Here is a 26,796-nt window from a genome sequence, read left to right on the forward strand (position 1 = left end):
TCCTCAGCAGAATCGGGGCAGATGGTGGGCGATCTGCTGCCGCCACCAGGGCCAGTCGTGTGCTACGTCGTACCCCCACAGGTCCAGCTCATGCGGGATGCCTTTGTCCTTCAGTACGGCGGCCGTGGCGCGGGCCGACGGCAGGGAGCCTGTCGGGTGCGTCTCCCAGTCGCCCTGGCCCACGGTGAGCAGGATGAACAGCCGGCTCCGTAGCCACTCCAGGTGGTCGCCGGACAGGTTGGGCAGGTAGTCGGCCGGGTTGTTGAAGTACGTCGCGTCGCCGCGCTCGCCCCACGCGTGCCAGCTGGCCGCGTCGTAGTTGCCCGACTGGCAGATCGCGATCGGGAACAGGTCGGCGCGCTTGAACGCAAAGTTCAGGGCGTGGAACGCGCCCAGACTGCAGCCGGTGGTGATGATGTCGCTGACGCCCGGTGAGTCCGACCCGATCGCCGGCACCACCTGGTCGACGATCCAGGACTCGTACAGCTCGTGCCGGCGGGCCCGGTCCTCGAGCTGGATGCTGCGGTCCGACCAGCTCACGTGATCGTAGGAGTCGACGCAGTACAGCTTCACCCGGCCTGCCTCGATCAGCGGGGCGACCGCGTCGACCATGCCGTTGTTCTCGTAGTCCCAGGCGCGTCCCTGCTCGCTCGGGAAGACCAGGACCGGCCGGCCGTAGTGGCCGTACCGGATCAGGGTGCCGCGGCGGTCAAGCCCCGGCGCCTCCAGCTCGACCTGTTCCCGTTCCATCAGCCCCACCCCAGGTCTGTCGCAGTAGCTCCGTCAGATCAGGATCCAGCACATCCCGCCAGGCTGTGAAGTTGTGCATGTCGGGAGTTTCGTCGAGCGTCGCATCCAGCCCGAGCTCGGCCAGCCGGGCGGCCATCACCCGGTTGTTGTGCACGTTCTCCTCGGTGGTTCCCGCGGTCATCGCGATGCTGGGGGTGCTCGGCGCCGTGGTTGCCGTCAGCACCTGCTCGACGAACCCGGTCACCTCGGCGTAGAACTCGAACCCGGACTCCTGCGGGTCGGTCTGCGGCGTGAAGAACGACCCCGACTGCAGGAACAACGCGGAAAACGTGTTCGGAAACTGCCATTCCGCGTGCAGCGCCGCGAGCGCCCCCAGACTTGCGCCCATCAGCACAGGCCGCCGGCTCAGGTACTGCTCCCGCACGGCCGGTACGACGTACTGCGTGAGCGCCTCGGCGTACTGCGGGTTCGCGGCGTACCAGAGGTTGCGGGACGTCGGCCGGAGCAACGCCAGCCGGAACGCCGGCAGCGCACCGGAGGCGACCATCGCGCCGGCGTAGTGCGTCAGACCGGCGTACGACGCGAACTCGGGCCCGTCGTGGGACAGCAGCAGCGGCAGTTCGAACGCCGGCGCGATCCCGTCCGGCGCCCACACCTGGACGTCGACCGGCCCGACCGGCGAGTCGACGGCGAGCGGCGTGAGCGTCGACGGAAGCGGCGGTACGGCGATCCAGGCCGGCTCGACGTATCCGGGTAGCGGCAGCCACGAGTGGTCGCCGAACGCGCCGCCGACCACCCGCGGGTTGGTGGGGTCCGTCCGCATGCCGAGGTCGGCGATGTCGAACAGGTACTCCATCCGGTGCACCGACGGGCGCGGCAGCCGCAGCTCCCAGCCGTAGTCGACGGGTTTGAACTCGAGCATCTCCGCCGCGAGCCCCAGCTCCTGCCACAGGCGGACGCCCGTGAACGCATGTGCGGCATCGCCGAGGCGGAAAACCACCTCGGCACCTTCGACTGCGCTCACGACCATCCGACCACGGTACCCACGCAAACACTGTCACCAGCTGTCAGCGATGGGGTTCTATCGTGGGAAGGTGGTCGATCTCACCGATATCCGCGACATCACCGCGGAGCTCCCGCGCAGCTACGAGGTGCTGGTCCGCGACCAGATCAAGTTCCGCGTCGGCCAGATCGTCTATCTCGCGGTCTCTCGCGACGAGGAGACGATCGGCATCGGCTTCCCTCGCGAGGAGCGGGCCGCCGCGCTGGCCGCCGAGCCCGACAAGTTCTTCGCGCCGCGTCCGTCCGACGAGCGCTACCAGTGGATCCAGGTCCGCCTCGCGGCGCTCGACCGCGAGGAGCTCCGCGAGCTGATCATCGACGCCTGGGCGCTGTGCGTCCCGAAGAAGGTCCGCGCCGAGTTCTTCGGCAGCTAGGACGTCACCACCACCGGCGTGTCCTTGCTGCCGATCAGCCCGAGCAGGGCGACCGCCTCGGCCTCGATCGCGTCTCGTACGGCGGCCGTGACCGGCGCGTGCGTGGTGACCCGCAGGCTCGCGTCGGCGCCGCGGTGGTGCCGCCAGTCGGCCGCGTAGTCGCCGTCGATCAGGACCGTGCCCATCGCGGCGCCGTTGCCGGGCGGCAGCGGCACCGCTCGCTTGAACGGGTTGACCCGCCGCCGGTCCGCGTGCGACAGCAGCAGGTTGTCGAACTCCGGCAGGAACCGGATCGGCGCGGGCGTGTCCGCGGCCGGCAGCGGCCCGTCCGGTACGTCGAACAGCTCCCGCCCGTCCTCATCGGCGTACACCTTCAACCCGGGGCGGAGCCGGTCCACGACCTCACGCAACTTCGTCAGCCCCGACCACATCTGGACGTCGGCGACACTCGCCGGACCGAACGCCGCCAGGTACCGCAGCACCAGACCGTCGATCGACGGGTTCGTGACCGGCGCCCGGCCGAGCCAGCTCTCGATCGTCTGCAGTGCGGCCGGACCGGTCTCGCCCCAGACACCGCGGGGCGTCACCTGGACGGTGCCGGCCAGATAGCTGACGGCGTACGCCATCGCGTTCGCGTCCCAGTCCGGCCAGCGCTCGCCGAGCACCTCCCGGAGCCGGCTGCGGCTGTACGGCTGCCGGCTCATCAGATCCGTGCCGAACGCAACGACAGCGTCGATGTCGGCGCCGGCCAGCTGTTTGCCGAACGCGCCGCGCAGGCCGCGGTCCGCGACCGGATGAATCAGCGGCCACATCATCAGGCAGTCCTCGGCGGTGACGAGATGGATCGTCGACCGCAGCAGCGAGGCGCGAACGACCCGGCGCTCGGTCATCAGCGTGGACAGCTCGGCCGGGTCGAAGCCCTCGAGCCTCGACCACAGCGCGACGTACGCGGCCAGCGGGGCCTGCGCCTGCAGCCCCACCAGCCGCTCGATCAGCTCGGCGACCGGTCCGCTCTCGCGGCGCAGCAGCTGCTGACGCTGGAGGGTCGCGCGGTTCAGGTCCCGCCGGCTCAGCACGCGGATCGATGCGTTCATCGGGCAAGCGTACGGAAGAAGGCGCGCACGTCCTCGACCAGCAATTCGCCGCACTCCATCGCCGGGAAGTGGCCGCCGACGGCGAAGTCCGACCAGTGCGCGACGCGGCGCTCCGGATCGGCGATCCGGCGAACCACCGGGCTGCTGTTGAAGACCGCCCAGGCGGACGGCACCGACGACTCCGCACCCCAGCCGAGATCGGAGTGCGCCGCCTCGTACAGGAACCGGGCAGCGCTCGCACCCGCACGGCAGAACCAGTAGATGCTGACCAGCGTCAGCAGCTGGTCCCGGTCGACGGACTCCTCGGGTGACCTCGCCGGATCCGTCCACGTCTGGAACTTCTCCGCGATCCACGCCAGCTGCGCGACGGGTGAATCGGTCAGCCCGGCAGCGATCGTGTCCGGCGTGTGGTTCTGCAGATCCAGGTAGCCACGTCCCGCCTGCCACGCCGCCTTGGCCTCCTGGACGGCCGCCAGATCCTGCTCGTCGAGGCCGTCCGGCAGCGGTACGAACTCGCCGGCCAGGCTGAGCGTCCCCCGGTCGCTGTTCACGTGGGTGCCGATCACCCGGTCGGGCACCGTGGCGCCCAGATGCCCGGTGATGCCGGCACCGATGTCACCGCCCTGCGCGCCGAACCGCTCGTACCCGAGCCGCGTCATCAGCTCGGCGAACGCGGCCGTGGTCCGCCCCAGCTCCCAGCCGCCGCCGGACAACGGGGTCGAGAACCCGAACCCCGGCAGCGACGGCACGACCACGTGGAAGGCGTCGGCAGCGTCGCCGCCGTACGCGACCGGATCCGACAGCGGCCCGAGCAGCCGCAGGAACTCGACCGCCGACCCCGGGTAGCCGTGGGTGATCAGCAACGGCGTCGCGTCCGGCTCGGGGGAGCGGACGTGGAAGAAGTGGATCACCTGACCGTCGATCTCGGTCGTGTACTGCGGATAGCTGTTGAGCTCCTGCTCCGCCTTCCGCCAGTCGTACGACGTCCGCCAGTACTCGGCCAGGTCGTACAGGTAGCCGCCGGGGATACCGCGGCTCCAGTCGTCGCTGTCGCCCGGGACCGGACGCGGCCGGCGGGTGTGCTCGAGCCGGAACTTCAGGTCGGCCAGCTCGGCGTCGTCGATGTCGATCAGGAACGGGTGGATCTGCGGTGTGTTCGTCATGCTTCGACCGTAGAAGCCACTGCGGAAGACTTCCTTCCGCAATGTGCGTCATTCTGGAGAAATGCTGAACACGTCGGCTCGTCTGCTCCGGTTGTTGTCCCTGCTCCAGACCCGCGCCCTGTGGACCGGTCCCGAGCTGGCCGAGCGGCTGGACGTCAGCACCCGGACGATCCGCACCGACGTCGACCGGCTGCGGCAGCTCGGCTACCCGGTGGAGGCCGCGCCCGGTCTCACCGGTGGCTACCGGCTGGGCGCCGGCGGCGCGCTGCCCCCGCTGCTGCTGGACGACGACGAAGCGGTGGCGGTCGCGATCGGGCTGCGGACGGCCGCCAACGGAGGCGTGGAGGGCATCGGCGAGACCTCGATCCGGGCCCTGGCCAAACTGGAGCAGGTGCTGCCGCCACGTCTGCGCCATCGGGTGAGTGCAATGCAGTCGGCGACGCTCGCCGTACCGGCGACCGGGCCGAAGGTCGACGCCGACGTGATGATCGCGATCGCGGCCGCGATCCGCTCCGAGCACCGGCTGCGCTTCGACTACGCGAGCCACGACGGGAGCGCGAGCAGCCGCGAGGTCGAGCCGCACCGGCTGGTCGTCATGGGACGCCGTTGGTACCTGATCGCCTGGGACCCGGACCGCGACGACTGGCGGACGTTCCGCGCCGACCGGATCACGCCGAAGATCCCCGGCGGTCCGCGGTTCACGCCCCGGGAGCTGCCGGAGGCCGAGGTCACCGCGAGGTTGCAGCGCGGCGTCGGCACCGCGACCTGGCGGTACGTCGCCCGCGTGTTGCTGCACGGGCCGGCCGCCGAGATCCGCGCCAAGCTCCCACTGCCCGTGGAGATCGAGGAGCTCGGCCCGGACCGTTGCCTGATCCGGCTCGGCTCCGACACGCCGCAGATGCTGACGCTCTACCTGGGGCTGCTGGACGTCGACTTCGAGGTCCTCGACGCGCCCGAGCTCTCGGCCGCGCTCCTCGCCCTGTCCGATCGTCTCCGCCGGGCGGCTCTTTCGGGTGCCCCTGGCAACGACCGGTCATCCTCTGGTAGTAGTCCGGAACCATCCTGACGGCCGATGGGTACGGCGTCTTCGCGACGCACCCTGGAATCATGACCGGGGACTTCCTGCCGCAACGCCGCAAGGCGTCGGTGCTCAGCCAAGCCGTGACCGTCGTGATCCTGCTCGCCGCCGCCGCGGTCGGCCTCTGGCTGTTCGCCTAGGTGTCCCAGCGCACGTCGGCCTCGCCGGGCCGGACCACGCCCGCCTCGTAGGCGACGACGACGGCCTGGACCCGGCTGGACAGGCCGAGCTTCGCCAGCACCGAGCTCACGTGGGTCTTGACTGTGGTCTCGCTGACGAACAACTTGGTCGCGAGGTCGCGGTTCGACAGACCGCGGGCCATCCACACCAGGATCTCGCGTTCCCGTTCGCTCAGCTGGGACAGCAGTCCGGCCCAGCGGGCGTCGGGTCGCGACGGCGCGCTGACCGTCGGACCGCCGTCGACCTGGCGCTCCAGCTCCATGCAGCGCTCCAGCAGCACCCGGGTCGAGGCCGGATCGACGAGCGAGTCGCCGCGGTGCACCGCCCGGACGGCAGACACCAGCAGATCCGGATCGGTGTCCTTCAGCAGGAACCCGGACGCTCCCGCGCGAACGGCGGCCAGCACGTACGCCTCGTCGTCGAACGTCGTCAGCACCAGAACGGCGGGCCGCGACCGCCCGGCCTCCCGGTTCGCGCTGGTGATCCGCTCGGTGGCGACCAGACCGTCCATCACCGGCATCCGGATGTCCATCAGGACGACGTCCGGGTCGTGCTGCTCGATCAGCCGGAGCGCCTCCTCGCCGTTCTCTGCCTGCGCGACCGTGGTCAGGTCCGGCTCGTGGTCCAGGATCATTGCCAGACCCATCCGGATCACGCCCTGGTCGTCGGCCACCAGGATCCGGATCGGCCCTGGTTCCGAGGTCACTTCTGCGGCGGCAGCCATGCCTGCACTCTCCATCCACCCAGGGGGCCGGCCGCGACGGCGAGCGTGCCGCCGACCGCTGTGGCCCGTTCCCGCATCCCGATCAGTCCGTTGCCGCGGCCGCTCTCCTTGCGGCGCGCGGTCTCCAGCACGTTCACCGGCGGCGGCCCGCCGTTCCCGTTGTCGTCGATGGTCAGCAGCTCGCCCTGCGGACCACTCTGCCAGGTGACCCGCGCCGCGGTCGCCTTGGCGTGCACCATCACGTTGGTCAGTGCTTCCTGGATGATCCGCACCGCGGTCAGGTCGGTGGCCGACGTCAGCTGCCGCTGCCGCGGCGGAAGGTCCATCGTGACGTCGATCCCGACCGCCTTCAGCCGCTCGCCCATCCGCGCCACGTCGGCCAGGTCCGGCACCGGCGCGGTCCCGCCGCCCGATCCGGTGTCGCCGGCGATCTGCGGCGAGGCTGTGTTCAGCACCCGAACGGTCTCGCGCATCGCGGTCAGCGCCTCCTTGCCGCTGGCAATGATCCAGCGGATCGCCTCCCGCAGTACCTCGGGACGCTGGTCGGCCACCCGGTCCGCGGCCTGCGCCCGGATCACGACCGCGCTCACGTGGTGCGAGATCACGTCGTGCAGGTCGCGGGCGATCCGGGTCCGCTCGGCCACCGCGGCCCGCTCCGCCTCGACCGCGCGCAGCCGGACCAGCTCGGCGTTGCGCTGCTCGAGCAGTGCGACGGACTTGCGGCGCCGGCGCGCGTCCGCACCCAGCAGCACCATCCCGCAGATCAGTGCCTCCGCGAACACGAACAGTGACACGTCGATGTACGAGTACAGGCTCGACACGTCCCGGGGGAGGCTCCGGTACCGGTCGCCGTACAGGATCGCCCGGTTGACGCGGCTGAGGACGATCGCGACCACGGTCGGCAGCCCGATCATCAACCCGGCCAGGCTGCCCATCGTGAAGAACAGACACGTGAACCGCCGGACGCCCGCTGACGCCGCCAGATACCCGACGACGAGCAGCGGCACCAGATGGATCTCGGACTGCAGCGCCGCGTCGCTGATCTCGGGCTGACCGAACATCGTCAGGCCGAGCTGCGCCGCCAGGCCGGTCCCGACCGCGGCGTACAGGAACGGGTAGAGCACAGAGACGATGACGAGCATCGCGCGCGGGATCCGGCGGACGAACGCGACCGTGGCGACCAGGAACACGCCTGTCACCACCGAGACCGCCGGGTTGTGCGGGCGCAGACCGGTGCCGTTGACGAAGTTCAGCGTGACGAACCAGACCAGCCCGATGAGCGCAGCGAGCAGCACATCCTGCTGCCCCTGCGACAATCGGCGCCAGATACCCTTCACGTCGCCCAGGGTAGTCAGCCTGTGTTCGCCAAAGCTTCATCTGCCCGGACGGGCGCTCGCTCCAACTTTTGGAGGAGGCTCGGCGTCCGAACTGATACTCAGGGGCTACAGATGGGGCATCAGAACGGTCCCTGGGACCGATGTGCCCGCCGCCCTGATCCGAAAGGCTGTACCCCATGAGTGACGACCTGCCGCCGCGCCCGGACGGTGCGGCGCGGACCCGGTTGCTGTCCGTGATCGGTGTGGTCGGGGTCGGTGCGGTCGCCGGATCGTTGCTGCTGTGGCACGGGCAGGTCACCGACGTGCTGGGCCTGGGCGCGGACAAGACGCCCGTGGTGTCGACGGTCGGTGCACCCGCGATCGGCGGACCTCCCGCGACGACGCTCGTCACTCCGACGCCGTCGCGCCGTACGACGAAGACGCCGGCGACGCCTACGAGTCAGCCGACTCCGCCCAGGACGGCCACGACTCCCACCAAGAAGCCGACGCAGAAGCCCACCAAGAAGCCGGCGAAGACCTCGCGTGAGGAGAGCATCGAGGGCCTCTCGCCGACGCTGAAGAAGCGGCTGACGAAGGCGATCGCGGCCGCGAAGGCCGACGGCGTCACGATCCGGATCACCTCCGGCCGGCGCAGCGCGGCGAAGCAGCAGCGGCTGCTGAACGAGGCGATCAAGAAGTACGGCTCGTACAAGGCGGCGACGCGCTGGGTGCTGCCGCCGAAGTACTCCGCCCATGTGCAGGGCAAGGCTGTGGACATCGGTCCGACGGCCGCCATGACCTGGCTGAACAAGAACGGCTGGCGGTACGGCGTGTGCCGCCGGTACGACAACGAACCGTGGCACTTCGAGGCGCTCACAACGCCCGGCACGAAGTGCCCGCCGCGCGAACCGCACGCGGTGGCCAAGGCAGATTGATGACTAGGGGGATCTTCGAATGACCATGACCTACGCCCAGCCCTTGACCCGGCGCTACACGCGCGCCCGGCTCGCCGTACCCGCCCTGTGGCGCCAGGTGATCCGGACCGGTGACAAGACGGAGCACACGATGCCGGAGCCGGATCGTTCCGCGTACACCCAACTGGAGATCTACGACGGCATCCTGGCCGCGTTCGAGCGTCGCGACGAGGTCGCCGCGGTGCTGCGGGCCGCCGCCGACCGCGCGACCGCCGTACGGCGCCTGCGTGACGAGTTCGGCCTCAGCCACCTGCAGGCGACCGCGCTGATCGACCTGCCGCTCACCACCGAGTGCCGCGATCGGATCGCGCACCGTGCCGAGGAGCTCCGCGCCGCCCTCGAGCGCTGACCCGCGCCCTCCGCGCGAGCCGCGTCTCGGTGGTGGCGGCTCGCGTGGACCTGCGCGGTTTGCGTGCCGTGGGGAGGATGGAGGGGTGATCACGATCGAGCAGGCCGGACGACTGCGCAAGGCCGGGGTGCTGTGGACACCGTCGGCCGGGGATCGTTTCGTCGTACCGGACCGCGACATGGACGACGACGTGTTCGTGGTGAGCGACATGACCGTCGAGGTGCACGACTATCAGGGCAGCAAAGTGATCGGCTTCAACGGCACCACGGAGTGGGCCCTGGACAGCATCGAGCAGCGCGAAGTCATCTGGCTTCCGCGCGAGGAGCAGCTGCGCGCCCTCCTCGGCCCGCACTTCCGGTCCCTCGAAGCCACGCCCGACGGCTACCGGGTCAATCTGACCAGCGGTTCCTGCACCGCGGACGACGCCGAGCAGGCCTACGCCGAAGCGGTCCTCCAACTGCTGGACGCCTAGCCGGTCGCGCGCCAGTACTGCTTCTTGTCCTTGTCCTTGACGCTGTAGCCGAGACCCGCGAGCTCTCCGCGGAGCTCTCGCAGGTCGGCCTTGCCCTTGTCTCCCTGGTCGAACGCCTTCGACCGGGCCCTGAGCAGCGCGTTGGCGGCCGGGGACAGGTCCGGATCGGCCTCGACCCAGCGGCGGAACTCGGACGCGTGCGGGTCGCCGGCCTCCGACCACGGGTAGCCGTGCGCGCGGAACGCGGCGGCGATCTTCGGACTCTCGGAGGTGAACTGGTCGTGCTTCTCGCGGGCCAGTTCCTTCGACGATGCGTCCTGCAGCACGATCTCCTTACCGTCCAGGAACGCGACCGCTACCTTGCCGCGCGGCACGGTGACGGTGGTCTGGTTCTTCAGGAACTCGACCGACCGGCCGGTGATCGTGACCTTCAACGTGTCGTCGAGCGCCATCCCGGCGAGCAGGACGCCGCCCACGAGCCCGGCGGCCACGCAGATCACCACGACCCACCAGCTGTCCCAGGCCGCGATCAACCGCAACGGGCCCTGGAACGGCACCCACTCGCGCCCCTCCGCCCACTCGGCGATCCGCGGCAGGAAGAACCCGAGCACCAGCCCGGCCAGCGGCAGCCCGCCGAACAGCAGCGCCTTGTCCGCGGCGGAGTGCCCGATCACCGTGCGATCCGCAGTCGTCGACCCCATGGCACGAACGTAGCGTGACGGCGTGAAACTACAGTATCGACCGACGGCAACCGAAGGAGCCACGTGACGGACGGGATCTGGCTGCGGTTCCTCAGCGGTCCGGACATCGACGGGCTGGGGCTGACCCGGCGGGAGATCGTCGACGCCGTGGAGGACGCGGTACGCGAGCACGGCGAGGGGCGGACCAGTTTCGAGCCGCGCGTGCACCTCACCCCGGACAACGGCGGGATCGGGCACTTCAACATCCTCCGCGGACACCTCGACGGCCTCGGGGAGCACGGGATCTCCGGCGTGAAGGTGGTCGGCGACTTCGTGCCGAACTACCGCAAGGGCCTGCCGAGCGAGCTCGCGATGGCGACCCTGTTCGACCCGACCACCGGCGTACCGCTGGCCGTTCTCGACGCGACCATGATCACCGCGGCCCGGACCGGTGCCATAACGACCGTCGGCGCCCGGCATCTCGCGCGGCGGAACAGCAAGATCCTCGCGCACGCCGGCGCCCGCGGCACCGCCTGGTGGAACGTGACCATGCTCGACGACCTCTTCGATCTCGACGAGATCCGGGTGACGTCGCGGCGGCCGGAGTCGCGGGAGAAGTTCGCGGCGGACCTGTCGGCGGAGCTGACCACGCCGGTGCGGGTGTGCGCGACCGCGGAAGAGGCCTTCGACGGCGCCGACGTTTTGGTCGAGGCGACGCGGCTCACCGAGCCCGAGCCGCTGCTGCGTACGGCGGCGGTGCGGCCGGGCGCGTTCGTCGTACCGTACGGGACCGTGTCGGCGGTCGAGCTCGACCTGCTCGACGTCATGGACAAGGTCGTCGTGGACGACTGGCGCGAGGCGCAGTCCGGGCGGTTCGGGTCGCTGCGCCGGCACGTGGACAGCGGGCGGCTGTCGCCGGAGACGCTGTACGCCGAGATCGGCGAGATCGTTGCGGGCCGCAAACCCGGCCGCGAGAACGATGCCGAGCGCAACCTCTTCTGGCATCGCGGCCTGTCCTTGCTGGACGTCGCGATCGCCCACCTGATCCTGCGCCGCGCCGAAGCCGCCGACGCCGGCACGATGCTGCGGTTCCACTGATGATCGTCGACGATCCCGCCGACCTGGATCCGGCGAGCCCGGAACCGATCGAGCTGGCGCCGGCCCTCCTCGACCGGCTGGCCGCGATCCGCGGCGCCGCGCTGGAAACGCTCCGGTCCGGCGAGCCCGTGTACGGCGTGAACACCGGCATGGGCAACCTCAGCAAGATCCGCCTGACCGAGGCCGAACAGCGCGTCCACCAACACAACCTGCTGCTCGGCCGTGCGGTCGGCGGCCCGCCCTGGCTCCCGCCCGACGAGGCCCGCGCGGTCCTGATCGCCCGCCTCCGAACCTTCCTCACCGGCGACGCCGCCGTCTCGGTCGAACTCCTCCACCAGTTGACAGCCCTGATCAACAGCGGCTTCACGCCGGCCATCCCCGCAGAGGGCGCCGGGTCCGCCGGCGAGATCATCCCGCTGGCCCACGCCGCGGGCCCCTTGGCCGGCCTCGGGTGGGTTCAAGACGGTCCGGGCGTGCGGTCCGCGGCCGGTGTGTTGCCGGGGTTCGAGCTCGGCCCCAAGGAAGGGATCGCCTTGCTGGCTGGTATCCCCGGGGCGACCGGGCGCGCGGCCCTTGCCGCGGAGCGCGCGCGGAAGCTTGCTGATCAGCTCACGGCCGTGGGGGCGGGGGCGATCGCGGTGATCGGGGCCAGTCGGGATCCGTACCGCCGGGCCGCGGGGCGTGGGGACGACGTACTGGCGGCGGAGCTGGCGCGCTTGCGGGAGCTCGCAGGTCCCGAGGCGGAGCCGCGGAGTCTGCAGGCGCCGGTCTCGTTCCGGGTGGCGGGACACGTGGTGGCGCACGTGCGACGCACGGTGGAGCAGTTGGACGGCGCGATCGAGCGAGCGTTCACCGGCGTGACGGACTCCCCGGCGTACCTCGACGGCGAGTTCGTCAGCACCGCCGGGTTCCACGGGATCGAGCTCGCGGCGTACTGCGATCACCTGACCGCCGCGTTGGCGCACGCCGCGGAAGTCTCGGCTGCGCGGCTGCACCGCCTGCTCGACCCGGCGGTCACAGGCCTGCCCGCGCAGCTCGCCCACGATCCCGGTCCGCAGGCCGGCCTGGTCGCCGTCCACAAACGCGCCGTCGCCACCACGCACCAGCTCCGCCGCCTGACGTTGCCGACGGCAATCAGTACGGCGGAGACGTCCAACGGCCAGGAGGACGTCCAGACCTTCTCCTGGGAAGCCGCCGGCAACCTCCTTGAAGCAATCCGCCTGACCCGCATCACCCTCGCCTGCGAACTCCTCGCCGTACGCCAAGCCTTCGCCCTGTCCACCCGAGACATCCCACCAGGCCTCCAGAACCTGATGCACGCGGTCGACGCCGCCGTCCCCCCGATCACCACCGACCGCCCCTTCGGCGAAGACCTGACCCGCCTGCTCAGCAACGTCATGCACGGCAACTGAGGAGGAGGTGTTCGGTGAGTCGAGAGTTCTACTCCCACGCGCGGTTGTACGACCTGATGTTTCCCGGTGGCGGGCCGGCGGTCGACTTCTACCGGGCCGCGGCTGCTCGGCACGGCGGGCGCGTGCTGGAGCTCGGGTGCGGCACCGGGGACAAGCTGATCCCGATCGCGTCGGACGGGCATTCGTGCGTCGGCCTGGATTTCTCGACGGACATGCTGCTGAGGCTGAGGGTAAGGCGAGCGATCGTGGCGCAGCGGTCGAATGGGTGCGGGGCGACATGCGGTCCTTCGATCTGGGCCGCACCTTCGACTTCGTGTTCAGCACCGCCAATTCCCTGCTGCATCTGCAGGAGGCCGAGGATCTGGTGAGCTGCTTCCGGTCGGTGCGCAGGCACCTGGCTCCTGGAGCGCGGTTCGTCTTCGATGTCTTCAACCCGAGCGTGTCCCTGCTCGCCGAAGCCGACGGCGTACGGCGCACGCGGGAGTCGTTGTCGTTCGTGGATCCCAGCCGTGGCGTGGTCCGCGTCGACGTCGCCGAGACATACGATGCGGCCGCGCAGGTCACCCGCGGGACGTGGTACCTCTCGACCGACTCCGAGCCCGACTTCGTCGTCGTACCACTCGAGATCAGAAGTATTTTCCCGCAGGAGTTGCCACTGCTCGTCGCCCGCGGCGGTCTCCAGCTCGTCGACCGCCTCGGCGACTGGTCCGGCACTCCGTTCGCCGCCGGTGCGTCGCTTCAGCTCTGCATCTGCCAGTCCGTGTGAGAGGCGCCTCGTCCAGTCGACAGGCAGTTCGTGGTGAAGCTGCAAGTAGCCCGCGCGGGGTTTGTGTCGTTGGCATGGTGCGAGGGTCGTGTCGGTGGAGTGGAGGAGTTCTCTTGAAGCGGTTCGTGGCACCGCCGAACTGGCCGATTCCGCCCGGGCGCAACTGGATCCCGCCGGAGAGTTGGCGCCCGGATCCGTCCTGGCCGCCGGCGCCGCCGGGCTGGCACTTCTGGCGCGACGGCAACGGCAAGGCGGTGCTCGGCCCGATCGGCCGGTACGGCGCCCCGTCCCGCCGGGCCGCGTACGCCGGGGCCGCGTCGCTGCTCGTCTTCATCGCGGTGAACATCTGGGCGGTGTCCGTGATCGGCCTGTTCGGTGGCGGATCGGACGACCCCGCGGCCGTGACGTTCGTGGCGGAAACGCCGTCCGCCGGTCCGGCCGCCGGCTCGACGACGACTCCCGTCGGACAGCAAACGCCACCGCGGACGACTGTGGCGCCGGAGAAGGCCGCGACGTCCCGGCCGGCCGAGCGGCCGACCTCGCGCCCGACCCGGACGTCGACCACCAGGACGCCCGAGCGGAGCGCGCCGACGCCGACCCGCGCGACCGTCAGTACGCCGGTGACACCGCCGCGCGCGACCAGCCGACCGTCGACCCGCGAGCAGATCCTCCGGCAGTACTGCATCGACCGCGGCATCGACCCGTCCTGGTGCGATCCGGCCAACTGGGAGCACCGGCGCCCTTGACGCCGGCCGGGGTCGGCACGCATCCTTAACCACATGGTTCTGAAACCAACTGGTTATGAAGATGGGTTGACCGGTGTCTTCGCGGCGCTCGCCGACCCGACCCGCCGGGCGATCTTGACCCGGCTCAAGCGCGGCGACGCGACGGTGGCCGAGCTCGCGGCGCCGTTCAGCATGTCGCAGCCGGCCGTCTCCAAGCACCTGAAGGTGCTCGAGCAGGCCGGTCTGATCAGTCGCTCGCAACGGGCGACCGCCCGGCTCAGCCACCTCGAGGCGGAGCCGCTCCGGGCGGCCGTCGGCTGGTTGATGGACTACCGCGGCTACTGGACGGAGAGCTTCGACCGTCTGGACGACCTGCTCGACGACCTGCAGGGGGAGTCGTGAAGATCGTCGCCGAGCCGGGCGTGCCGCAGGTCGTCGTCGTCCGGGAGTTCCGCGCGCCGCGGGACCTGCTGTTCCGCGCGTACACCGAGCCCGAGCTGGTGAAGCGCTGGCTCGGGCCGGCCGGGCTCGAGCTGGTCGTGAACCAGCTCGACCCGCGGCACGGCGGGCGCTGGCGGTGGACGCACTACGACAGCGACGGCAAGGGCTACGCCTTCCACGGGCTGTACCACGGGTCGCCGACGCCGGAGCGGATCGTGCAGACGTACGAGTTCGACCAGGCGCCCGGCACCGTCTACCTGAATCTGATCACCTTCGACGAGGCCGACGGGGTCACCACCTTGACGCAGAACACCGTGTTCTTCGCCGTCGAGGACCGGGACCTGTACGTCGACGGCGGGATGGAGCGCGGTCTTCGCGCCTCGATGCGGAACCTCGACGCCCTCGTCACCGAACTGGCCGAGGAGGCCCACCCATGATGCTCGAGAACAAATCCGCGGTCGTGTACGGCGCGGCCGGACCGATCGGCGGCGCGGTCGCGAAGGCGTTCGCCGCCGCGGGCGCGACCGTCCACCTCGCCGGACGGACGGCCGAACGCCTGGAACGGGTCGCCGACGAGATCCGCGCGAACGACGGCAAGGCTGAGATCGCGGTCGTCGACGCCCTCGACGAGGCCTCCGTCGACGAACACGCCGCGACCCTCGACCGGATCGACATCTCGTTCAACTTGATCGGCCATCGGCAGTACTTCGGGAAGCCGCTGATCGAGCTGTCCCTCGCCGAGGTCGAGGAACCGGTCCGGAACATGCTGCGCACGTACTACCTCACGTCCCGGGCGGCTGCCCGGCGGATGGTCGAGCAGGGCTCGGGCGTGATCCTGACCTTCGGCGGGTACGGCGACCCGGCGCCGAACCTCGGTGCCTTCCAGGCCGGATTCGGCGCCGTCGAGGCGATGCGGCGGACGCTGGCCGCCGAGCTCGGCCCGCACGGCATCCGGGTGGTCACGCTGCAGACCAACGGCATCCCGGAGTCGAACCCGGACACCTACCCGGAGGACTTCCGGCGCGAGGTCGCGGAGCACACCGCCGCCCAGACGATGCTGAACCGCGCCGCCACCCTGTCCGACGTCGGCGCCACCGCCGTCTTCGCCGCCTCCGACCTCGCCCGCTCCATCACGGGCACCGCCCTGAACATCACCGCCGGCGCGGTGGTCAACTGAGGCATGTCTGACAATCCAGCGCCTACTGCGGGGCACTCGGCACGGCACCTCGCCGCACGTGAGCAAAGGCCACGATGCGCCGCATCGAGACCTTCGCTCCCGCACGCCGAGCTACCGCACCGAGCACCTCCTCGCGACGGCGCTGGATTATCAGACATGCCCTAGTGCCCTCGCCAGAGAGGCCGAGGTTGTTACGCGGCGCCGAGCTCGTGGCGTGAGCCAACTGGGGAGCCGCTCCCACTGCCCGTTTCGCTGACGCGCGCGGGACGGTGTCGCCACGTCGCGGTGGGCTGAGACAAGCCGTGGTGTCTGGGGACCTGATATTGCTTATCTCGGGTTACCGTTGCCTGTCTCAGGCCCGGTTTGGTGTGTCCTGTCGCGCCGCGCCTGACCCGCACCGCGACCAGAACGAGCCGGCGAGCCGACGGCGCGGCGACCCCGCCACTGCACGGCATCGGGGGACGACTGAGGGGTTGACCCCTCAGTTGGCCGGTTGACCGCTCGCCTGCCGCAGGGACAACCGGCAAGCTCAGGGGTCAACCCCTCAGATGGCTGGCTCAGCTCGAGCGCTGGGCCGGGCGAGTGGGGACCCGAACCTGCCTTGGAGAGGCTCAGCTGAGGAAGTCGATGGTGCGGCCGTGGCCGGATGCGGCTTGGTATACAGGCCATGCGATCGCGAGGTCCTGCCAGGGGAGGCCCACCGGTGCGTAGACGGTGATCTCCGCTGCCGACTGCCGTCCCACGGCCGCGCCGGTCAGCACTTCAGTCAGCGTCACGGCGACTTCGGCGCCGAGGCCGACGTTGCCCAGGGCACCCATTTGTACGGCGAGTGCGCGGTCGTCGACCACCACGCGTGCGGTCGACAACAGGTCGGCGCCGAGCTCGATCTTGCCGGGCTCGTCGGCGCCCAACGTGGTGAGGTGAAGGCCGGGCCGAGCGTCGGCCGCCGTGAGCAGCGGCTCGCGCGACCAGGTGGCGAGGACAACGACATCCGCCGCCGCGGCGACCGCTCTCGGGTCATTCACCACAACACCTGGAATCCCTTGGCCGGCGAGGAATTCTGCCGCCCGCGCTGGTGCGACGTCCTGCACGACGAGGCGATCGACCCGCCGGAGGGCGATCAGACCGGCAAGCACCATGGCGGCCTGCGCGCCGGCCCCGACTACCCCGACGGCGACACCACGCGTACGGCGTTGGTCGGGCTGCTCAGCGCGTACTGCCGTGCGATCGCCTGGACCCACAGCGCCCGTGCCCTCGAGCGTTCCTGCTGGGGCCAGGACATCCGTGGCGAGAGCGGCTGCCAGGCCGGTGCGCCAGGCGGTGATGGTGGAGCTGTCGAGGAGGGCGAGGAGCGAGCCGTCCGTCAGATCGTGGAGGCAGACGACACCGCGCAGCGCCGGCGTGGCTTCCGGGAACTTGGCGTTGACCTTCACGGTGTACGCCGGGATCCCCGGAATCAGCCCCGGCAGCAGAGCGGTCGCCGTACCGGGGCCGGGGAGGTCCGTGCGGATGCGCAGCGGCTCGATGTCGGCGGTGGCGCGGAAGCCGGCTCGCAACGCTTCGAGAACGGCAGGGATCTCGAGCGAGCGCAGGATGTCCGAGCGGGTGAGCAGCAGCGTCATCAGACGACGTTCCGCTCGGCGCGCGCGCCGGACCGCTCGAACCGTCGCGCATCCAGCGGGCCGACGTCGACGACCGGCTGCCGGCCGAGGTAGAGGTCCCGGATCACCTCACCTACAGCAGGGCCCTGCAGGAATCCGTGACCGGAAAAGCCTGTGGCATAAAGGAATCGGGAGACGGCGCCGGCCTCGCCGATCAGCGCGTTGTGATCGGGCGTCACCTCGTACAGGCCTGCCCAGCCACCGCTCAGCCCGACGTCCAGCAGCGAAGGCGCCCGCCGGGTCATCGCCTCGGTCAGGCGGGGGATCCAGGTGTCGGTCCGGTTCAGGTGGAAGCCGGGCTCCTCGTCCGGATCGGACATCCCGACCAGCAGACCGGGGCCTTCGCGGTGGAAGTAGAACGTCGTGCCGAAGTCGATCGTCATCGGCAAGCTGCCCGGCAGGCCCGGGATCGCCTCCGTGACGACGATCTGCCGCCGCAGCGGGACCACCGGCAGTCCGACGCCGACCATCTCGCCGATCCGCGCCGACCAGGCGCCCGCGGCGCAGATCACCGTCCCGGTCCGGACCTCGCCGCCGCTCGTCCGCACCACGGAGATGTGGTTGCCCACAGCATCGATTCCCAGGACTTCGCAGCCGGTGACCAGCCGTGCGCCCAGTCGCCGGGCGGCCGAGGCGTAGCCGAGCACGACGGACTCCGGCGTGCAGTGTCCGGCAGTGGGCGAGAAGCAGGCGCCGACGAGCCCGTCCGGAGCGACGATCGGCGCCAGGGAAACTGCTTCGTCCACGGACACCATGCGCGTCGGTAGCCCGGCGGTTTCCTGCAGCCTGTTCTGCAGGTCGGTGCTCTCGCGGAAATGCTCGACCTGCTCGGCGGTTTCCAGCAGGAAGAGGTAGCCGACCCGATGCAGGTCGATCTCCTGACCGGGGCGGTCGCCGAACCGCGCGAACGCCTCCAGGCTGCGGGCGCCGAGCGCGATGTTCACCTCGTCGGAGAAGTTCGCCCGGACGCCGCCGGCCGCCTTGCAGGTGGAGCCCGAGCCGAGCTGGTCCTTCTCCAGCAACAGCACGTTCCGCACGCCGGCCTCGGCCAGGTGGAACGCGATACTCGTGCCCATCACGCCGCCGCCGACGATCACCACCTCGGCCGACTCCGGCAGGCCCGAGGCGGTCACGGCAGCTGGAAGGTGAGGTCGGCCTCGACCGTCTCGGTGTCCATCTGGGCCTTCTGGAGCTTGCCCGAGTAGTCCCAGTTCATCGACTGCCAGCGGGTGAACTGGTCGAGCACCCACACGCCGCTCTGCCGCGACCCGTTGCCCGACTTCCCGTTCCCGCCGAACGGCAGATGCGCCTCGGCGCCGGACGTCGAGTTGTTGACGCTCACCATGCCCGCCGAGATGCCCTGGGCGAACCGGAACGCCTTGTTCGGGTCGGTCGTGTAGATCGAGCTGGACAGCCCGTACCCGGACTTGTTGCCCAACGCAATCGCCTCGTCGAGCGTGCCGTACGGCGTGACGCCGACCACCGGGCCGAACGTCTCGTTCAGGAACAGCTCGTCGTCGGGCCGCACGCCGGCCACGATCGTCGGGTGGTAGAACAATCCGGCGCCGGGATCGCCCACGAACCCGGCACGCGGGTTCTCCGCGGTCACCCGGCCGACCCGGCCGATCACCCGGTGGTGCGCCGCGATCCAGCCCAGCGACTTCTCGAACCCGGCCGCGAACTTCTCGTCCAGCAACGGCCCGAACAGCACAGCTTGCGTCGGATCGCCCATCGCCGCCGCGGCGGTCGCCCGGGCGAAGCGATCCAGGAACTCGTCGTACACGGACCGGTGCACGATCGCCGTACCCAAGGACGTGCACCGCTGTCCCGCCGTGCCGAAACCGGAGAACAACGCGCCCTCGACGGCCAGGTCGAGGTCCGCGTCCTCGGTGATCACCATCGGGTTCTTCCCGCCGAGCTCCAGGCACGGTGTCTGCAGGTGGCGCCCGCACAGCTCACCGATCTGCACGCCGACCGCGCTCGACCCGGTGAACCCGACCTTGTCGATCAGCCCCGCCTGCAACGCCTGCTCGAGACCAGAGAACGTGTCCGGGCCGTCGGCGTGGACGACGTTGAACACGCCGGCCGGTACGCCGGAATGCGCGAAGATCTCGTAGAACGCGTCGGAAACGACCGCGGAATATTCCGCCGGTTTCCACAGCACGGTGTTTCCGCAGAGCAGCGCCGGGACGATGTACCAGGACGGAACGGCGACCGGAAAGTTTCCGGCTGTGATCACGGCCACCGTTCCGACCGGCCGCCGGAACGTGAACAGCTGCTTGTCCGGCATCTCCGACGGCACCGTCTGCCCGTAGAGCCGGCGGCCCTCGCCGAGGAAGAAGTCGCAGGTGTCGATGATCTCCTGCACCTCGCCGAGCGCCTCGGCCAGCGGTTTCCCGATCTCCCGGGTGACGAGCGCGGCCAGCCGCTCCTTGTTCAGAGTCATCAGCCGGCCCACGTTCGAGATCACCTGACCCCGCTGCGGTGCCGGCGTCCCGGCCCACCCCGGCTGCGCAGCCCGCGCCGCGGAAGCCGCCCGCACGAACACCTCCGGCCCGGCACTGCCGACAGTCCCGACGACCTCACTCAGCCGCGCGGGGTTGGTCGACGGAGTACGCCGTACCGCTTCCGCCACGCGTTCGCCACCGACAACGGACAGCACCTCGGACATCCGCCACCCCTCTCCCGACGCTGGGCCACCACCTTATGACGCCCGCGGCATCTTCTGGTCTGGGTAGAGGTCCGGGATCGGGATCGGCATCCGCCACAGGTGGGAGTCGGGGTGGATCATGCCGTGCCGGATCGCGACGTACCGCAGCAGGCGTAGCGGGCCGGCGATCAGGACGACGGCCAGCGGGAGCTCGACCAGGAACGCGCTGAGCAGGGCCTGGGTGAGGTCGCCGCCGCGCTGGCTGGTCATCACGTCGAACCAGGCGTCGCAGATCAGCAGCACGCCGGACGCGAACGCGGTCGGGAACACGAACTGCTTGCGCTTCCAGCCGGCCAGTGCGGTCAGCATCAGCATCGTCAGCAGCAGGATGTCGAACCCGACCCAGGTCGCGACCCAGTTCCGGGCGACGTAGTGGCTGGGCAGGGTGATGGCCAGGTACACGGTCCATGGGATCAGGGCGGCCGCGCAGACCAGCATCAGGACCGTCCGCCATTTGCGGATCCGGTCGATCGTCCGCCGCGACGGCAGCCCGGCGGGCCGCGGTGCGAGCCGCAGGATCAGGGCCCGCCGCTCCTGCGGCGTCATCGCCGCGATCTCTTCGTCGGTCAGCTGCACGTATCGAGTATGCCTTGTGAATGCAATCACAAGCCGGTAGGCTGAGGTCTCGGAGCAACTGTCGACCACGACAGACGAGGTGTGGCCATGACGAAGCGCAGACCGCCGGGCATGAGCAACCAGGAATGGGTCGAGTCCCAGATCAAGCTGGCCCAGAACCAGGGCGAGTTCGACGACCTGCCCGGCGCCGGCAAACCGCTGAAGCTCGCCGAGGAACACGACCCCGACTGGTGGGTCAAGGACTTCCTCCGCCGCGAGGACGTCGAGACCGAGGCGTTGCTGCCGTCCGCGATGCAGCTCCGCAAGGAGAAGCAGCAGGTCCACGAGAAGGTCCGCGGGATGCGGCGCGAGTCCGAGGTCCGCGAGTACCTCGCCGACCTGAACAAGCGGATCCGGCTCGCCATCCGCGACACCACCGGACCGGTTGTGCCGACAGGCCCGGTGAACGAGGACGCCGTCGTCGCCCAGTGGCGGATGGATCGCCCGTCCCGCACACCGGTCCCGCAACCCGCCGAGGCGTCGACGCCCCGGAAGAAGTCCTTCTGGCAGCGCCTGTTCAGCTGAGCAGTGCGCGGGCGGCGTCCTCGATCGTCTGTTCGCTGAGCAGGACCTCGTGCGCGGCCGCGCCGAGCGGGACGTAGGAGTCGTAGCTCGTCACCCGGGCCAGCCGCCCGGCGTACCCGTGGTCGATCAGCGTGGCCAGCACGCCCTCGGACACCCCGCCGGAGCGGCGGGTCTCGTCGGCGACCAGCACCCGCCCGGTGACGTTTGCCTCGCGCAACAGATCCTCGACCGGCAGCGGCGCCAGCCAGCGCAGGTCGAGCACCCGGATCCCCGGCACCCGCGCCGCCACCCGCAGACTCATCGGGACGCCGTTGCCGAACGTGACGATGGTCAGCCAGGTGCCGTCGCCGTACGTCCGGCCGCGCCCGATCTCCACGGGTTCGGCACCGTAGGGCGCCAGCCACTGCTCGTCGCCGTCGGCGTACAGGTCGCGCCGGTGGTAGAGGGCGATCGGCTCGAGGTACACGCTGACGGTGCCTGACGAGCGGGCCGCCGCCGCACACGCGTGCAGCATCGACGCCGCGTCGTCCGGCCGGGACGGGGACGCGATCACGACGCCCGGGATGTCCCGCAGGACGCCGATCGCATCGTCGTTGTGGAAGTGGCCGCCGAAGCCCTTCTGGTAGCCGTAGCCGGCGATCCGCAGCACCATCGGGTTCGCGTACTGCTCCTGCGAGAAGAACTTCAGCGACGCCGCCTCGCCGCGCAACTGGTCCTCGGCGTTGTGCAGATAGGCGAGGTACTGGATCTCGGGGATCGGCAACAGACCCGAGACGCCGGCGCCGAGTGCGAGGCCGAGGATCGACTGCTCGTCGAGCAGCGTGTCGAACACGCGGGCCGGCCCGAAGACCTTCTGCAGTCCGCGCGTCACGCCGTACACGCCGCCCTTGCGGCCGACGTCCTCGCCGAAGACCATCGCCTCCGGGTACGACGCCAGCACGTCGCTCAGCGCGCGGTTGATGGACTGGCTGAGCGTCAGCGGCTCCGGGGTCGTGACCGGACGCGGCAACGCGTCGGCCACGGCGGCCGGCTCGGGGAAGCGCAACGGCGCGGCGACGGCCTCTGGCGAGGTGAGCTGCGGGAGGCCCGCGACCTCGGCCGCGATCCGGAGCGTCTCGGCCTGCTTCTCCTCGTACAGCTCGATGATCTCGTCGGCGGTCCAGCCGGCTCCGAGCAGGTAGCGCGCCGTACCGAGCAGCGGGTCGAGCTCCTCGTCGGCGGCCAGCTCCGCGGGCGATCGGTAGGCGGTCTCGACGTCGGAACCCGCGTGGCCGAGCAGGCGGACCGTGCGCAGCCGCAGGAACGCGGGTCGGCGGTTCCGCCGTACAAAGGTCGCCGCTTCACGAGCCATCGACAGCGCCGCGTCGAGGTCGGTGCCGTCCGCGTCGAAGTACCGCAGACCGGGGCGGGAGCCGTACGCCTGCCGGATCCAGCCGTCCGGGGTGCGCACGCTGATCCCGATGCCGTTGTCCTCGCAGACCAGCAGCAACGGCATCGGCAGCCCCTGGTACGACGCGTGCAGCGCCGCGTTGATCGCGCCGGTCGCGGTCGAATGGTTCGCGGACGCGTCGCCGAAACTGGTCACCACGATCGCGTCGGCCGGCCACGGGGACGGTACGCCGAGCTTGGCCGACCGGTTCATCGAGAACGCGACGCCCATCGCGCGCGGCAGGTGCGAGGCGATCGTCGAGGTCTGCGGGATGATCGACAGCTCGTGCCGCCCGAACACCTTGTGCCGGCCGCCCGCGATCGGCTCGCTGGTCGCCGCGGCGACGCCGAGCAGGATGTCGCGCAGGCCCTCCTTCGAGCCGCACTGGGCGGCGCGGGTCAGGTAGAAGGCGCCGGACCGGTAGTGCAGCAGGGCCGGGTCGGTCGGCTGCAGCGCGGCGGCGACCGCGGCGTTGCCCTCGTGCCCGGCGGATCCGATCGTGTAGAAGCCGGTGCCCTGGGACTGCATCCAGCGGGCCGCGAGGTCCGCGTGCCGGCTGCCGAGCTGAGCGTCGAACAGGCCGCGGAGCAGCTCCGCGTCGTGCTCCCACGGGGCCGGGGCGAGGCCGCGGACGCGGTCGGCGAAGGTCCTCATTTCATCCATGATCCGGGATCGCCCGGCCGAGCACAGCTCCGACCACGGGTTGAACAGGTCACCTGGTTGCCGCGGCGCCGGCCGGGGAACCGTACGAAGGCCTTGTTCGTTGTGGGAGCGAGGGGGACTCTGTGGGGTGTGGTGACGGTGAGTGAGCTGTGGTGATGCACCTTCCCGGCGTCGTCCGGCGGGCCGGATTCGCGGCCGGTCTCGGGATCGGGACAGCCGGCGCGCTGGCTGGTGTCCTGCTGCTCGGTCCGCTCGCGGCGTCGCTCCTCCTGGTCGTGGTGTTCGTGCTCGTCTGGCCGCTGGCCGCGGTGGTCCGGCACGTGAGCGACGACGCGCCGTACGGTTCGGCGGTCCTGGTCGCCGCGACGGCGGCGGCCGCGGTGTTGTGCCTGCCGGGCATGGTCCGGCTGCTGGCGTGGGGCGCCCTCGGGGTGACGGCGGCGCTGATCCTCGCCGCGGTGTTCGTGCTGATCGATCTCGCCGTCCCTGACCGCGGCCCGCGACCCTCGCGCCGGCAGCGCAAGCTGAAGCGTCTGTCCGAGGCGCAGCTCGCGGAGGACGAGCGGCTGATTGCCTCGCTGCACTGCCCGCTCAGCATCGAGGAGCTCTGCGGGGTCTGGTCCGAGACCGCGACGCAGCTCACGCAGGGCGCCGGGCTGCGCGATCGCCAGGCCGTCGCCGAGGTACGCCGAATCTGCCTCGACGAGTTCGAGCGCCGCAACCCCGACGGTTTCCACCGCTGGCTGGACGCCGGCGCCCCGGCGAACCCGAGCCGCTACCTGCTCCCTACGCCGGGAGAAGGCCCCACACCCCTTTGAGGAGAGTCGTCGCGCCGCCGATCAGCGCCAGCATGAGCACGAGCAGCCGCGCCCGCGGCTCGGACACCCGCCCGGCGAGCGTGCGCCCGACGACCGCTCCGGCCACCAGCCCGGCGCCGGCGGTGGCCCAACGACCCGCGTCGAGGTCGGGGAGTCCGCTCGTCGCGACCGAGAACACGTTGACGACGGCGCCGTAGCAGAGCGCGTTCGGGACGAATTCGCGGATCGTCCAGCCCGCGTTGACGGCGTACAGCGACATCGGCGGTCCGCCGAGGCCGGCCGACGCGTTCATGAAACCGCCGACCGCGCCGGCGCCGACCGCGCCGCCGAGACCGGTCAGTGCGCGCAGGCGGAAACCGCGGAGCAGCAGGAGTACGGCGATCGTCACCAGCGCGCCCATGGTGACGAGCAGGACGGGCTCGGGCAGGCGGCGGGCGAACCAGGCGCCGAGCGGGACCGTGCAGGCCGCCGCGACGATCAGCGGCACCATCGAACGCAGCCGGACCTGTCGCCAGCCCTCAGCCAGTCCCGCCAGGCAGATCAGCCCGGCACCGCAGTTGGCCAGCGACACCCCGTCGTGCGGGCCGAGAACCAGGACCAGCGCCGGGACCGCCACCAGCGCGAACCCCATCCCGGTCATCCACTGGACCGACGCTCCCAGCAGTACGACGCCACCCAGCAGAAGCCCAGTCACGCCCGCCGACTCTAACCCCGGCTGTCAGGCCGCCTTCTTCCTGCCCTGGGCCGACTTCTTGGCCGTGCTCTTCTTGGCCGCAGTCTTTGTCGCGGTGGTCTTCTTCGCAGGGGTCTTCTTCGCGGTGGTCTTCTTCGCCGGACCGGTCTTCTTGCGGGCGCCGCGGGACTTGCGAGCCTCCTCGACGCTGGCGCGGAGGGCGGCGACCAGGTCGGTCGGGTTCGTCGCCTGCGGCTCCTCCTCGGAGTACACGATCTCCTTGCCCTGGTGCTTGGACTTCACCAGCTCCTTGACCCGCTCGGTGTAGGTGTCCTCGTACGCGGCCGGCTTCCACTCGCCGCTCATCGCCTCGATCAGGTCGACCGCCATCGACAACTGCTTGCCGGCCCCGGACTTCCGCGGCAGCGTGCCGAGCTCCTCGTCCGGGTCGCGGATCTCGTCGGCGAAGAACATCGTCTCCAGCACGAGCACCTTGTCGTCGGCCCGGATCGTCGCCAGGTACTCCTTGCCGCGCATCACGAACTTCGCGATCCCCGCCCGGTTCGTCTTCGCCAGCGCGTCCCGCAGCAGCGCGTACGACGAGGCGTTCTCGGAGTCGGTCGGGCCGAGGTAGTAGCTCTTCTGGAAGTGCATCGGGTCGATCTCGTCGAGGTCGACGAACGTGTCGATCTCCAGCGACCGGGACTTGCCCGGCGCGATGTCGTCCAGCTCGTCCGGCTCGACGATCACGTACTCGCCGCCGCCGACGTCGTGACCCTTCACGATCTTGTCGTACGGGACCTCGCGGCCGGTGCGCTCGTTCACCCGCTTGTACCGGATCCGGTCCGACGTCCCCTTCTGGAACTGGTGGAAGTCGATCTCGTGTTCCTGGGTCGCGCTGTACAGGCCGACCGGTACCGAGACCAGCCCGAAGTTGATGTACCCGCTCCAGATCGCCCGCGCCATGGTCGGCTCCTCTCGCCGCCCCGGCCGGTACCCAGGTCAGAGCCGGTTGTAGCGCTTCCGGGCCTCGCGGCTCTCCTTCTGCGCCTCCCGGGCGGTACGACGTGCCTCGTCGAGCTCACCGCCCAAGCGGTGTACCAGGGCCTGGGCCTCGGCGAGCGCCTCGCGGGCGTTGTCGAGCTGGGTGTCCAGATCCTCGACCTCGGCCTCGGCCTGCTGCGCCGCGGCGACGGCGTCCTCGAAGGCCTGCTTCGCCTTGGCCTTCTCGGCGGCCTCCCGCTCGTCCTGCTCGCGCTGAGCGGCCGCACGCTTCTGCTCGGCCGTTGCCTTCTCGTCGGTCTCGGCCTGTTGTGCTTTCCGCCGGTCCCGGGCCGCCTTGCGACGCTCGTCGGTGAGTGGGGTGACGTTGGACGGTTCGCCGCTCTCGTCGACGACGCCGAAACCGACGTGCCGCAGCGCGCTGCTCAGTCGTCCTTCGCGGACGGCGTCACCCGCGGCCGGATCGACCAGCGCCGCGTCGAGGGTCTCGCGGAGCTTCTGGCCGACGTCCGCGCTGACCTTCTGGCCCTCCTCGCCCGCGAGCCGGGCGGCCTCCTTGGACAGCTTGTCCAGGAGTTGGTGGCGCTTCGGCGTCAGCTCCCGCAGCCGCTCGCCGTCCAGGTCGGCCGTCGCCTCCCGGAACTCGTCGCCGAGCGCGAGCAGGTCGTCCAGCTCGTCGGGCAGCCTGCGGGCGACCAGGTTCGCGATCCAGGCCGCGACCGTCGGCTTGCGCAGCGCCTTCAGCCGGGTCGACGCGAGCGCGTCGCCGTCGGCCTTCAGTTGCTTGGCCAGCTCGTTGCGAGTAGCAATGAAGTCGGCCGCCGGCGCCGCGTACACCGCATCCGCCGCCTCCTCGAAGTCCACC

General features: G+C 70.5%; 28 protein-coding genes and 1 pseudogene. 14 read left to right on the forward strand and 15 right to left on the reverse strand.

Annotated elements, in window-relative coordinates:
• Window positions 1–3: 3 nt before the first annotated feature.
• Together ABZX12_RS21325 and ABZX12_RS21330 are read right to left on the reverse strand one after the other, a co-directional pair.
• Window positions 4–750, reverse strand: a complete 747-nt coding sequence (locus ABZX12_RS21325) for an alpha/beta hydrolase-fold protein (protein ID WP_355695517.1) — start codon at window positions 748–750, stop codon at window positions 4–6.
• Window positions 710–1,780: an alpha/beta hydrolase-fold protein gene (locus ABZX12_RS21330; RefSeq protein ID WP_355695519.1), complete on the reverse strand. Its 1,071-nt coding sequence runs from the start codon at window positions 1,778–1,780 to the stop codon at window positions 710–712. Before ABZX12_RS21330 ends, ABZX12_RS21325 begins: the two co-directional genes overlap by 41 nt.
• Before the next feature lie 43 nt (window positions 1,781–1,823).
• Between ABZX12_RS21330 and ABZX12_RS21335 the strand changes: the two genes are divergently transcribed.
• The gene (locus ABZX12_RS21335) at window positions 1,824–2,186 is read left to right on the forward strand and encodes an MmcQ/YjbR family DNA-binding protein (protein ID WP_355695521.1); all 363 of its coding nucleotides are present in this window, start codon (window positions 1,824–1,826) and stop codon (window positions 2,184–2,186) included.
• Here the strand turns inward: ABZX12_RS21335 and ABZX12_RS21340 are convergent.
• Together ABZX12_RS21340 and ABZX12_RS21345 are read right to left on the reverse strand one after the other, a co-directional pair.
• The gene (locus ABZX12_RS21340) at window positions 2,183–3,280 is read right to left on the reverse strand and encodes a winged helix DNA-binding domain-containing protein (RefSeq protein WP_355695523.1); all 1,098 of its coding nucleotides are present in this window, start codon (window positions 3,278–3,280) and stop codon (window positions 2,183–2,185) included. The genes ABZX12_RS21335 and ABZX12_RS21340 overlap by 4 nt on opposite strands.
• A complete protein-coding gene (locus ABZX12_RS21345) occupies window positions 3,277–4,443 on the reverse strand; it encodes an epoxide hydrolase family protein (protein WP_355695525.1) in 1,167 nt (388 codons plus the stop codon). Before ABZX12_RS21345 ends, ABZX12_RS21340 begins: the two co-directional genes overlap by 4 nt.
• 61 nt (window positions 4,444–4,504) lie before the next feature.
• Here ABZX12_RS21345 and ABZX12_RS21350 point away from each other — a divergent pair, with 61 nt between their 5' ends.
• Window positions 4,505–5,509: a transcriptional regulator gene (locus tag ABZX12_RS21350; RefSeq protein WP_355695527.1), complete on the forward strand. Its 1,005-nt coding sequence runs from the start codon at window positions 4,505–4,507 to the stop codon at window positions 5,507–5,509.
• A gap of 148 nt (window positions 5,510–5,657) precedes the next feature.
• Here ABZX12_RS21350 and ABZX12_RS21355 read toward each other — a convergent pair whose 3' ends face one another.
• Together ABZX12_RS21355 and ABZX12_RS21360 are read right to left on the reverse strand one after the other, a co-directional pair.
• Window positions 5,658–6,425 carry a response regulator transcription factor gene (locus ABZX12_RS21355; RefSeq protein ID WP_355695529.1) on the reverse strand — a complete coding sequence of 256 codons (768 nt, stop codon included), beginning with the start codon at window positions 6,423–6,425 and terminating at the stop codon, window positions 5,658–5,660.
• Window positions 6,404–7,762: a histidine kinase gene (locus tag ABZX12_RS21360; RefSeq protein WP_355695531.1), complete on the reverse strand. Its 1,359-nt coding sequence runs from the start codon at window positions 7,760–7,762 to the stop codon at window positions 6,404–6,406. The genes ABZX12_RS21355 and ABZX12_RS21360 overlap by 22 nt, the downstream gene beginning before the upstream one ends.
• A 176-nt stretch (window positions 7,763–7,938) precedes the next feature.
• On the opposite strand from ABZX12_RS21360, the gene ABZX12_RS21365 reads away from it, so the two are divergent.
• The 3 genes from ABZX12_RS21365 to ABZX12_RS21375 all read left to right on the forward strand — a co-directional run bounded on the left by ABZX12_RS21365 (window position 7,939) and on the right by ABZX12_RS21375 (window position 9,536).
• Window positions 7,939–8,676 (forward strand): M15 family metallopeptidase, encoded by a 738-nt coding sequence (locus ABZX12_RS21365; protein ID WP_355695532.1) that lies wholly within the window; start codon window positions 7,939–7,941, stop codon window positions 8,674–8,676.
• Between the two features lie 19 nt (window positions 8,677–8,695).
• Window positions 8,696–9,064, forward strand: a complete 369-nt coding sequence (locus ABZX12_RS21370; protein ID WP_355695534.1) for a hypothetical protein — start codon at window positions 8,696–8,698, stop codon at window positions 9,062–9,064.
• 85 nt (window positions 9,065–9,149) lie between these two features.
• Window positions 9,150–9,536, forward strand: coding sequence for a pilus assembly protein CpaE (locus ABZX12_RS21375; protein WP_355695536.1), 387 nt, complete (start codon window positions 9,150–9,152; stop codon window positions 9,534–9,536).
• On the opposite strand, the gene ABZX12_RS21380 is transcribed toward ABZX12_RS21375, so the two are convergent.
• Window positions 9,533–10,237, reverse strand: a complete 705-nt coding sequence (locus tag ABZX12_RS21380) for a hypothetical protein (protein WP_355695538.1) — start codon at window positions 10,235–10,237, stop codon at window positions 9,533–9,535. The two genes, ABZX12_RS21375 and ABZX12_RS21380, sit on opposite strands and share 4 nt — an antisense overlap.
• Before the next feature lie 63 nt (window positions 10,238–10,300).
• Between ABZX12_RS21380 and ABZX12_RS21385 the strand changes: the two genes are divergently transcribed.
• From ABZX12_RS21385 to ABZX12_RS21415, 7 genes and pseudogenes are all read left to right on the forward strand, one after another.
• Window positions 10,301–11,314: an ornithine cyclodeaminase family protein gene (locus ABZX12_RS21385; RefSeq protein WP_355695540.1), complete on the forward strand. Its 1,014-nt coding sequence runs from the start codon at window positions 10,301–10,303 to the stop codon at window positions 11,312–11,314.
• A complete protein-coding gene (locus tag ABZX12_RS21390; protein ID WP_355695542.1) occupies window positions 11,314–12,726 on the forward strand; it encodes an aromatic amino acid lyase in 1,413 nt (470 codons plus the stop codon). The genes ABZX12_RS21385 and ABZX12_RS21390 overlap by 1 nt, the downstream gene beginning before the upstream one ends.
• A 56-nt stretch (window positions 12,727–12,782) precedes the next feature.
• Window positions 12,783–13,492, forward strand: a pseudogene (locus tag ABZX12_RS21395) (class I SAM-dependent methyltransferase).
• Window positions 13,493–13,605: 113 nt separating this feature from the next.
• Window positions 13,606–14,238: a hypothetical protein gene (locus tag ABZX12_RS21400; protein WP_355695544.1), complete on the forward strand. Its 633-nt coding sequence runs from the start codon at window positions 13,606–13,608 to the stop codon at window positions 14,236–14,238.
• A 66-nt stretch (window positions 14,239–14,304) separates the two neighbouring features.
• Window positions 14,305–14,619 carry a metalloregulator ArsR/SmtB family transcription factor gene (locus tag ABZX12_RS21405; protein ID WP_355695545.1) on the forward strand — a complete coding sequence of 105 codons (315 nt, stop codon included), beginning with the start codon at window positions 14,305–14,307 and terminating at the stop codon, window positions 14,617–14,619.
• Entirely contained in the window at window positions 14,616–15,095 is a 480-nt protein-coding gene (locus tag ABZX12_RS21410) for an SRPBCC family protein (RefSeq protein WP_355695547.1), read from the forward strand. The genes ABZX12_RS21405 and ABZX12_RS21410 overlap by 4 nt, the downstream gene beginning before the upstream one ends.
• On the forward strand, window positions 15,092–15,835 hold the full coding sequence (locus ABZX12_RS21415) for an SDR family oxidoreductase (RefSeq protein WP_355695548.1): 744 nt from the start codon (window positions 15,092–15,094) through the stop codon (window positions 15,833–15,835). The genes ABZX12_RS21410 and ABZX12_RS21415 overlap by 4 nt, the downstream gene beginning before the upstream one ends.
• Window positions 15,836–16,446: 611 nt before the next feature.
• Here the strand turns inward: ABZX12_RS21415 and ABZX12_RS21420 are convergent.
• From ABZX12_RS21420 to ABZX12_RS21435, 4 genes are read right to left on the reverse strand one after another with little or no spacing between them, the layout of a single operon-like run.
• Window positions 16,447–17,457: an ornithine cyclodeaminase family protein gene (locus tag ABZX12_RS21420; RefSeq protein WP_355695550.1), complete on the reverse strand. Its 1,011-nt coding sequence runs from the start codon at window positions 17,455–17,457 to the stop codon at window positions 16,447–16,449.
• The gene (locus ABZX12_RS21425; RefSeq protein ID WP_355695552.1) at window positions 17,457–18,629 is read right to left on the reverse strand and encodes an FAD-binding oxidoreductase; all 1,173 of its coding nucleotides are present in this window, start codon (window positions 18,627–18,629) and stop codon (window positions 17,457–17,459) included. Before ABZX12_RS21425 ends, ABZX12_RS21420 begins: the two co-directional genes overlap by 1 nt.
• On the reverse strand, window positions 18,626–20,167 hold the full coding sequence (locus ABZX12_RS21430) for an aldehyde dehydrogenase family protein (RefSeq protein ID WP_355695554.1): 1,542 nt from the start codon (window positions 20,165–20,167) through the stop codon (window positions 18,626–18,628). The genes ABZX12_RS21425 and ABZX12_RS21430 overlap by 4 nt, the downstream gene beginning before the upstream one ends.
• A 33-nt stretch (window positions 20,168–20,200) precedes the next feature.
• On the reverse strand, window positions 20,201–20,782 hold the full coding sequence (locus ABZX12_RS21435; protein ID WP_355695556.1) for a hypothetical protein: 582 nt from the start codon (window positions 20,780–20,782) through the stop codon (window positions 20,201–20,203).
• 87 nt (window positions 20,783–20,869) lie between these two features.
• On the opposite strand from ABZX12_RS21435, the gene ABZX12_RS21440 reads away from it, so the two are divergent.
• Window positions 20,870–21,346, forward strand: a complete 477-nt coding sequence (locus ABZX12_RS21440; protein WP_355695558.1) for a DUF1992 domain-containing protein — start codon at window positions 20,870–20,872, stop codon at window positions 21,344–21,346.
• Here ABZX12_RS21440 and ABZX12_RS21445 read toward each other — a convergent pair.
• Window positions 21,339–23,429: a thiamine pyrophosphate-dependent enzyme gene (locus ABZX12_RS21445; RefSeq protein WP_355695560.1), complete on the reverse strand. Its 2,091-nt coding sequence runs from the start codon at window positions 23,427–23,429 to the stop codon at window positions 21,339–21,341. The genes ABZX12_RS21440 and ABZX12_RS21445 overlap by 8 nt on opposite strands.
• A gap of 164 nt (window positions 23,430–23,593) precedes the next feature.
• Here ABZX12_RS21445 and ABZX12_RS21450 point away from each other — a divergent pair, with 164 nt between their 5' ends.
• Window positions 23,594–24,256, forward strand: coding sequence for a hypothetical protein (locus tag ABZX12_RS21450; RefSeq protein ID WP_355695561.1), 663 nt, complete (start codon window positions 23,594–23,596; stop codon window positions 24,254–24,256).
• Here the strand turns inward: ABZX12_RS21450 and ABZX12_RS21455 are convergent.
• From ABZX12_RS21455 to ABZX12_RS21465, 3 genes are read right to left on the reverse strand one after another with little or no spacing between them, the layout of a single operon-like run.
• Window positions 24,225–24,950 (reverse strand): sulfite exporter TauE/SafE family protein, encoded by a 726-nt coding sequence (locus tag ABZX12_RS21455; RefSeq protein ID WP_355695563.1) that lies wholly within the window; start codon window positions 24,948–24,950, stop codon window positions 24,225–24,227. The two genes, ABZX12_RS21450 and ABZX12_RS21455, sit on opposite strands and share 32 nt — an antisense overlap.
• A gap of 24 nt (window positions 24,951–24,974) precedes the next feature.
• Window positions 24,975–25,895 carry a Ku protein gene (locus tag ABZX12_RS21460; protein WP_355695565.1) on the reverse strand — a complete coding sequence of 307 codons (921 nt, stop codon included), beginning with the start codon at window positions 25,893–25,895 and terminating at the stop codon, window positions 24,975–24,977.
• A gap of 36 nt (window positions 25,896–25,931) precedes the next feature.
• A complete protein-coding gene (locus ABZX12_RS21465) occupies window positions 25,932–26,795 on the reverse strand; it encodes a hypothetical protein (protein WP_355695566.1) in 864 nt (287 codons plus the stop codon).
• Window position 26,796 lies beyond the last annotated feature (1 nt).

Source organism: Kribbella sp. NPDC003505 (assembly GCF_040610875.1).
Taxonomy (GTDB): domain Bacteria; phylum Actinomycetota; class Actinomycetes; order Propionibacteriales; family Kribbellaceae; genus Kribbella.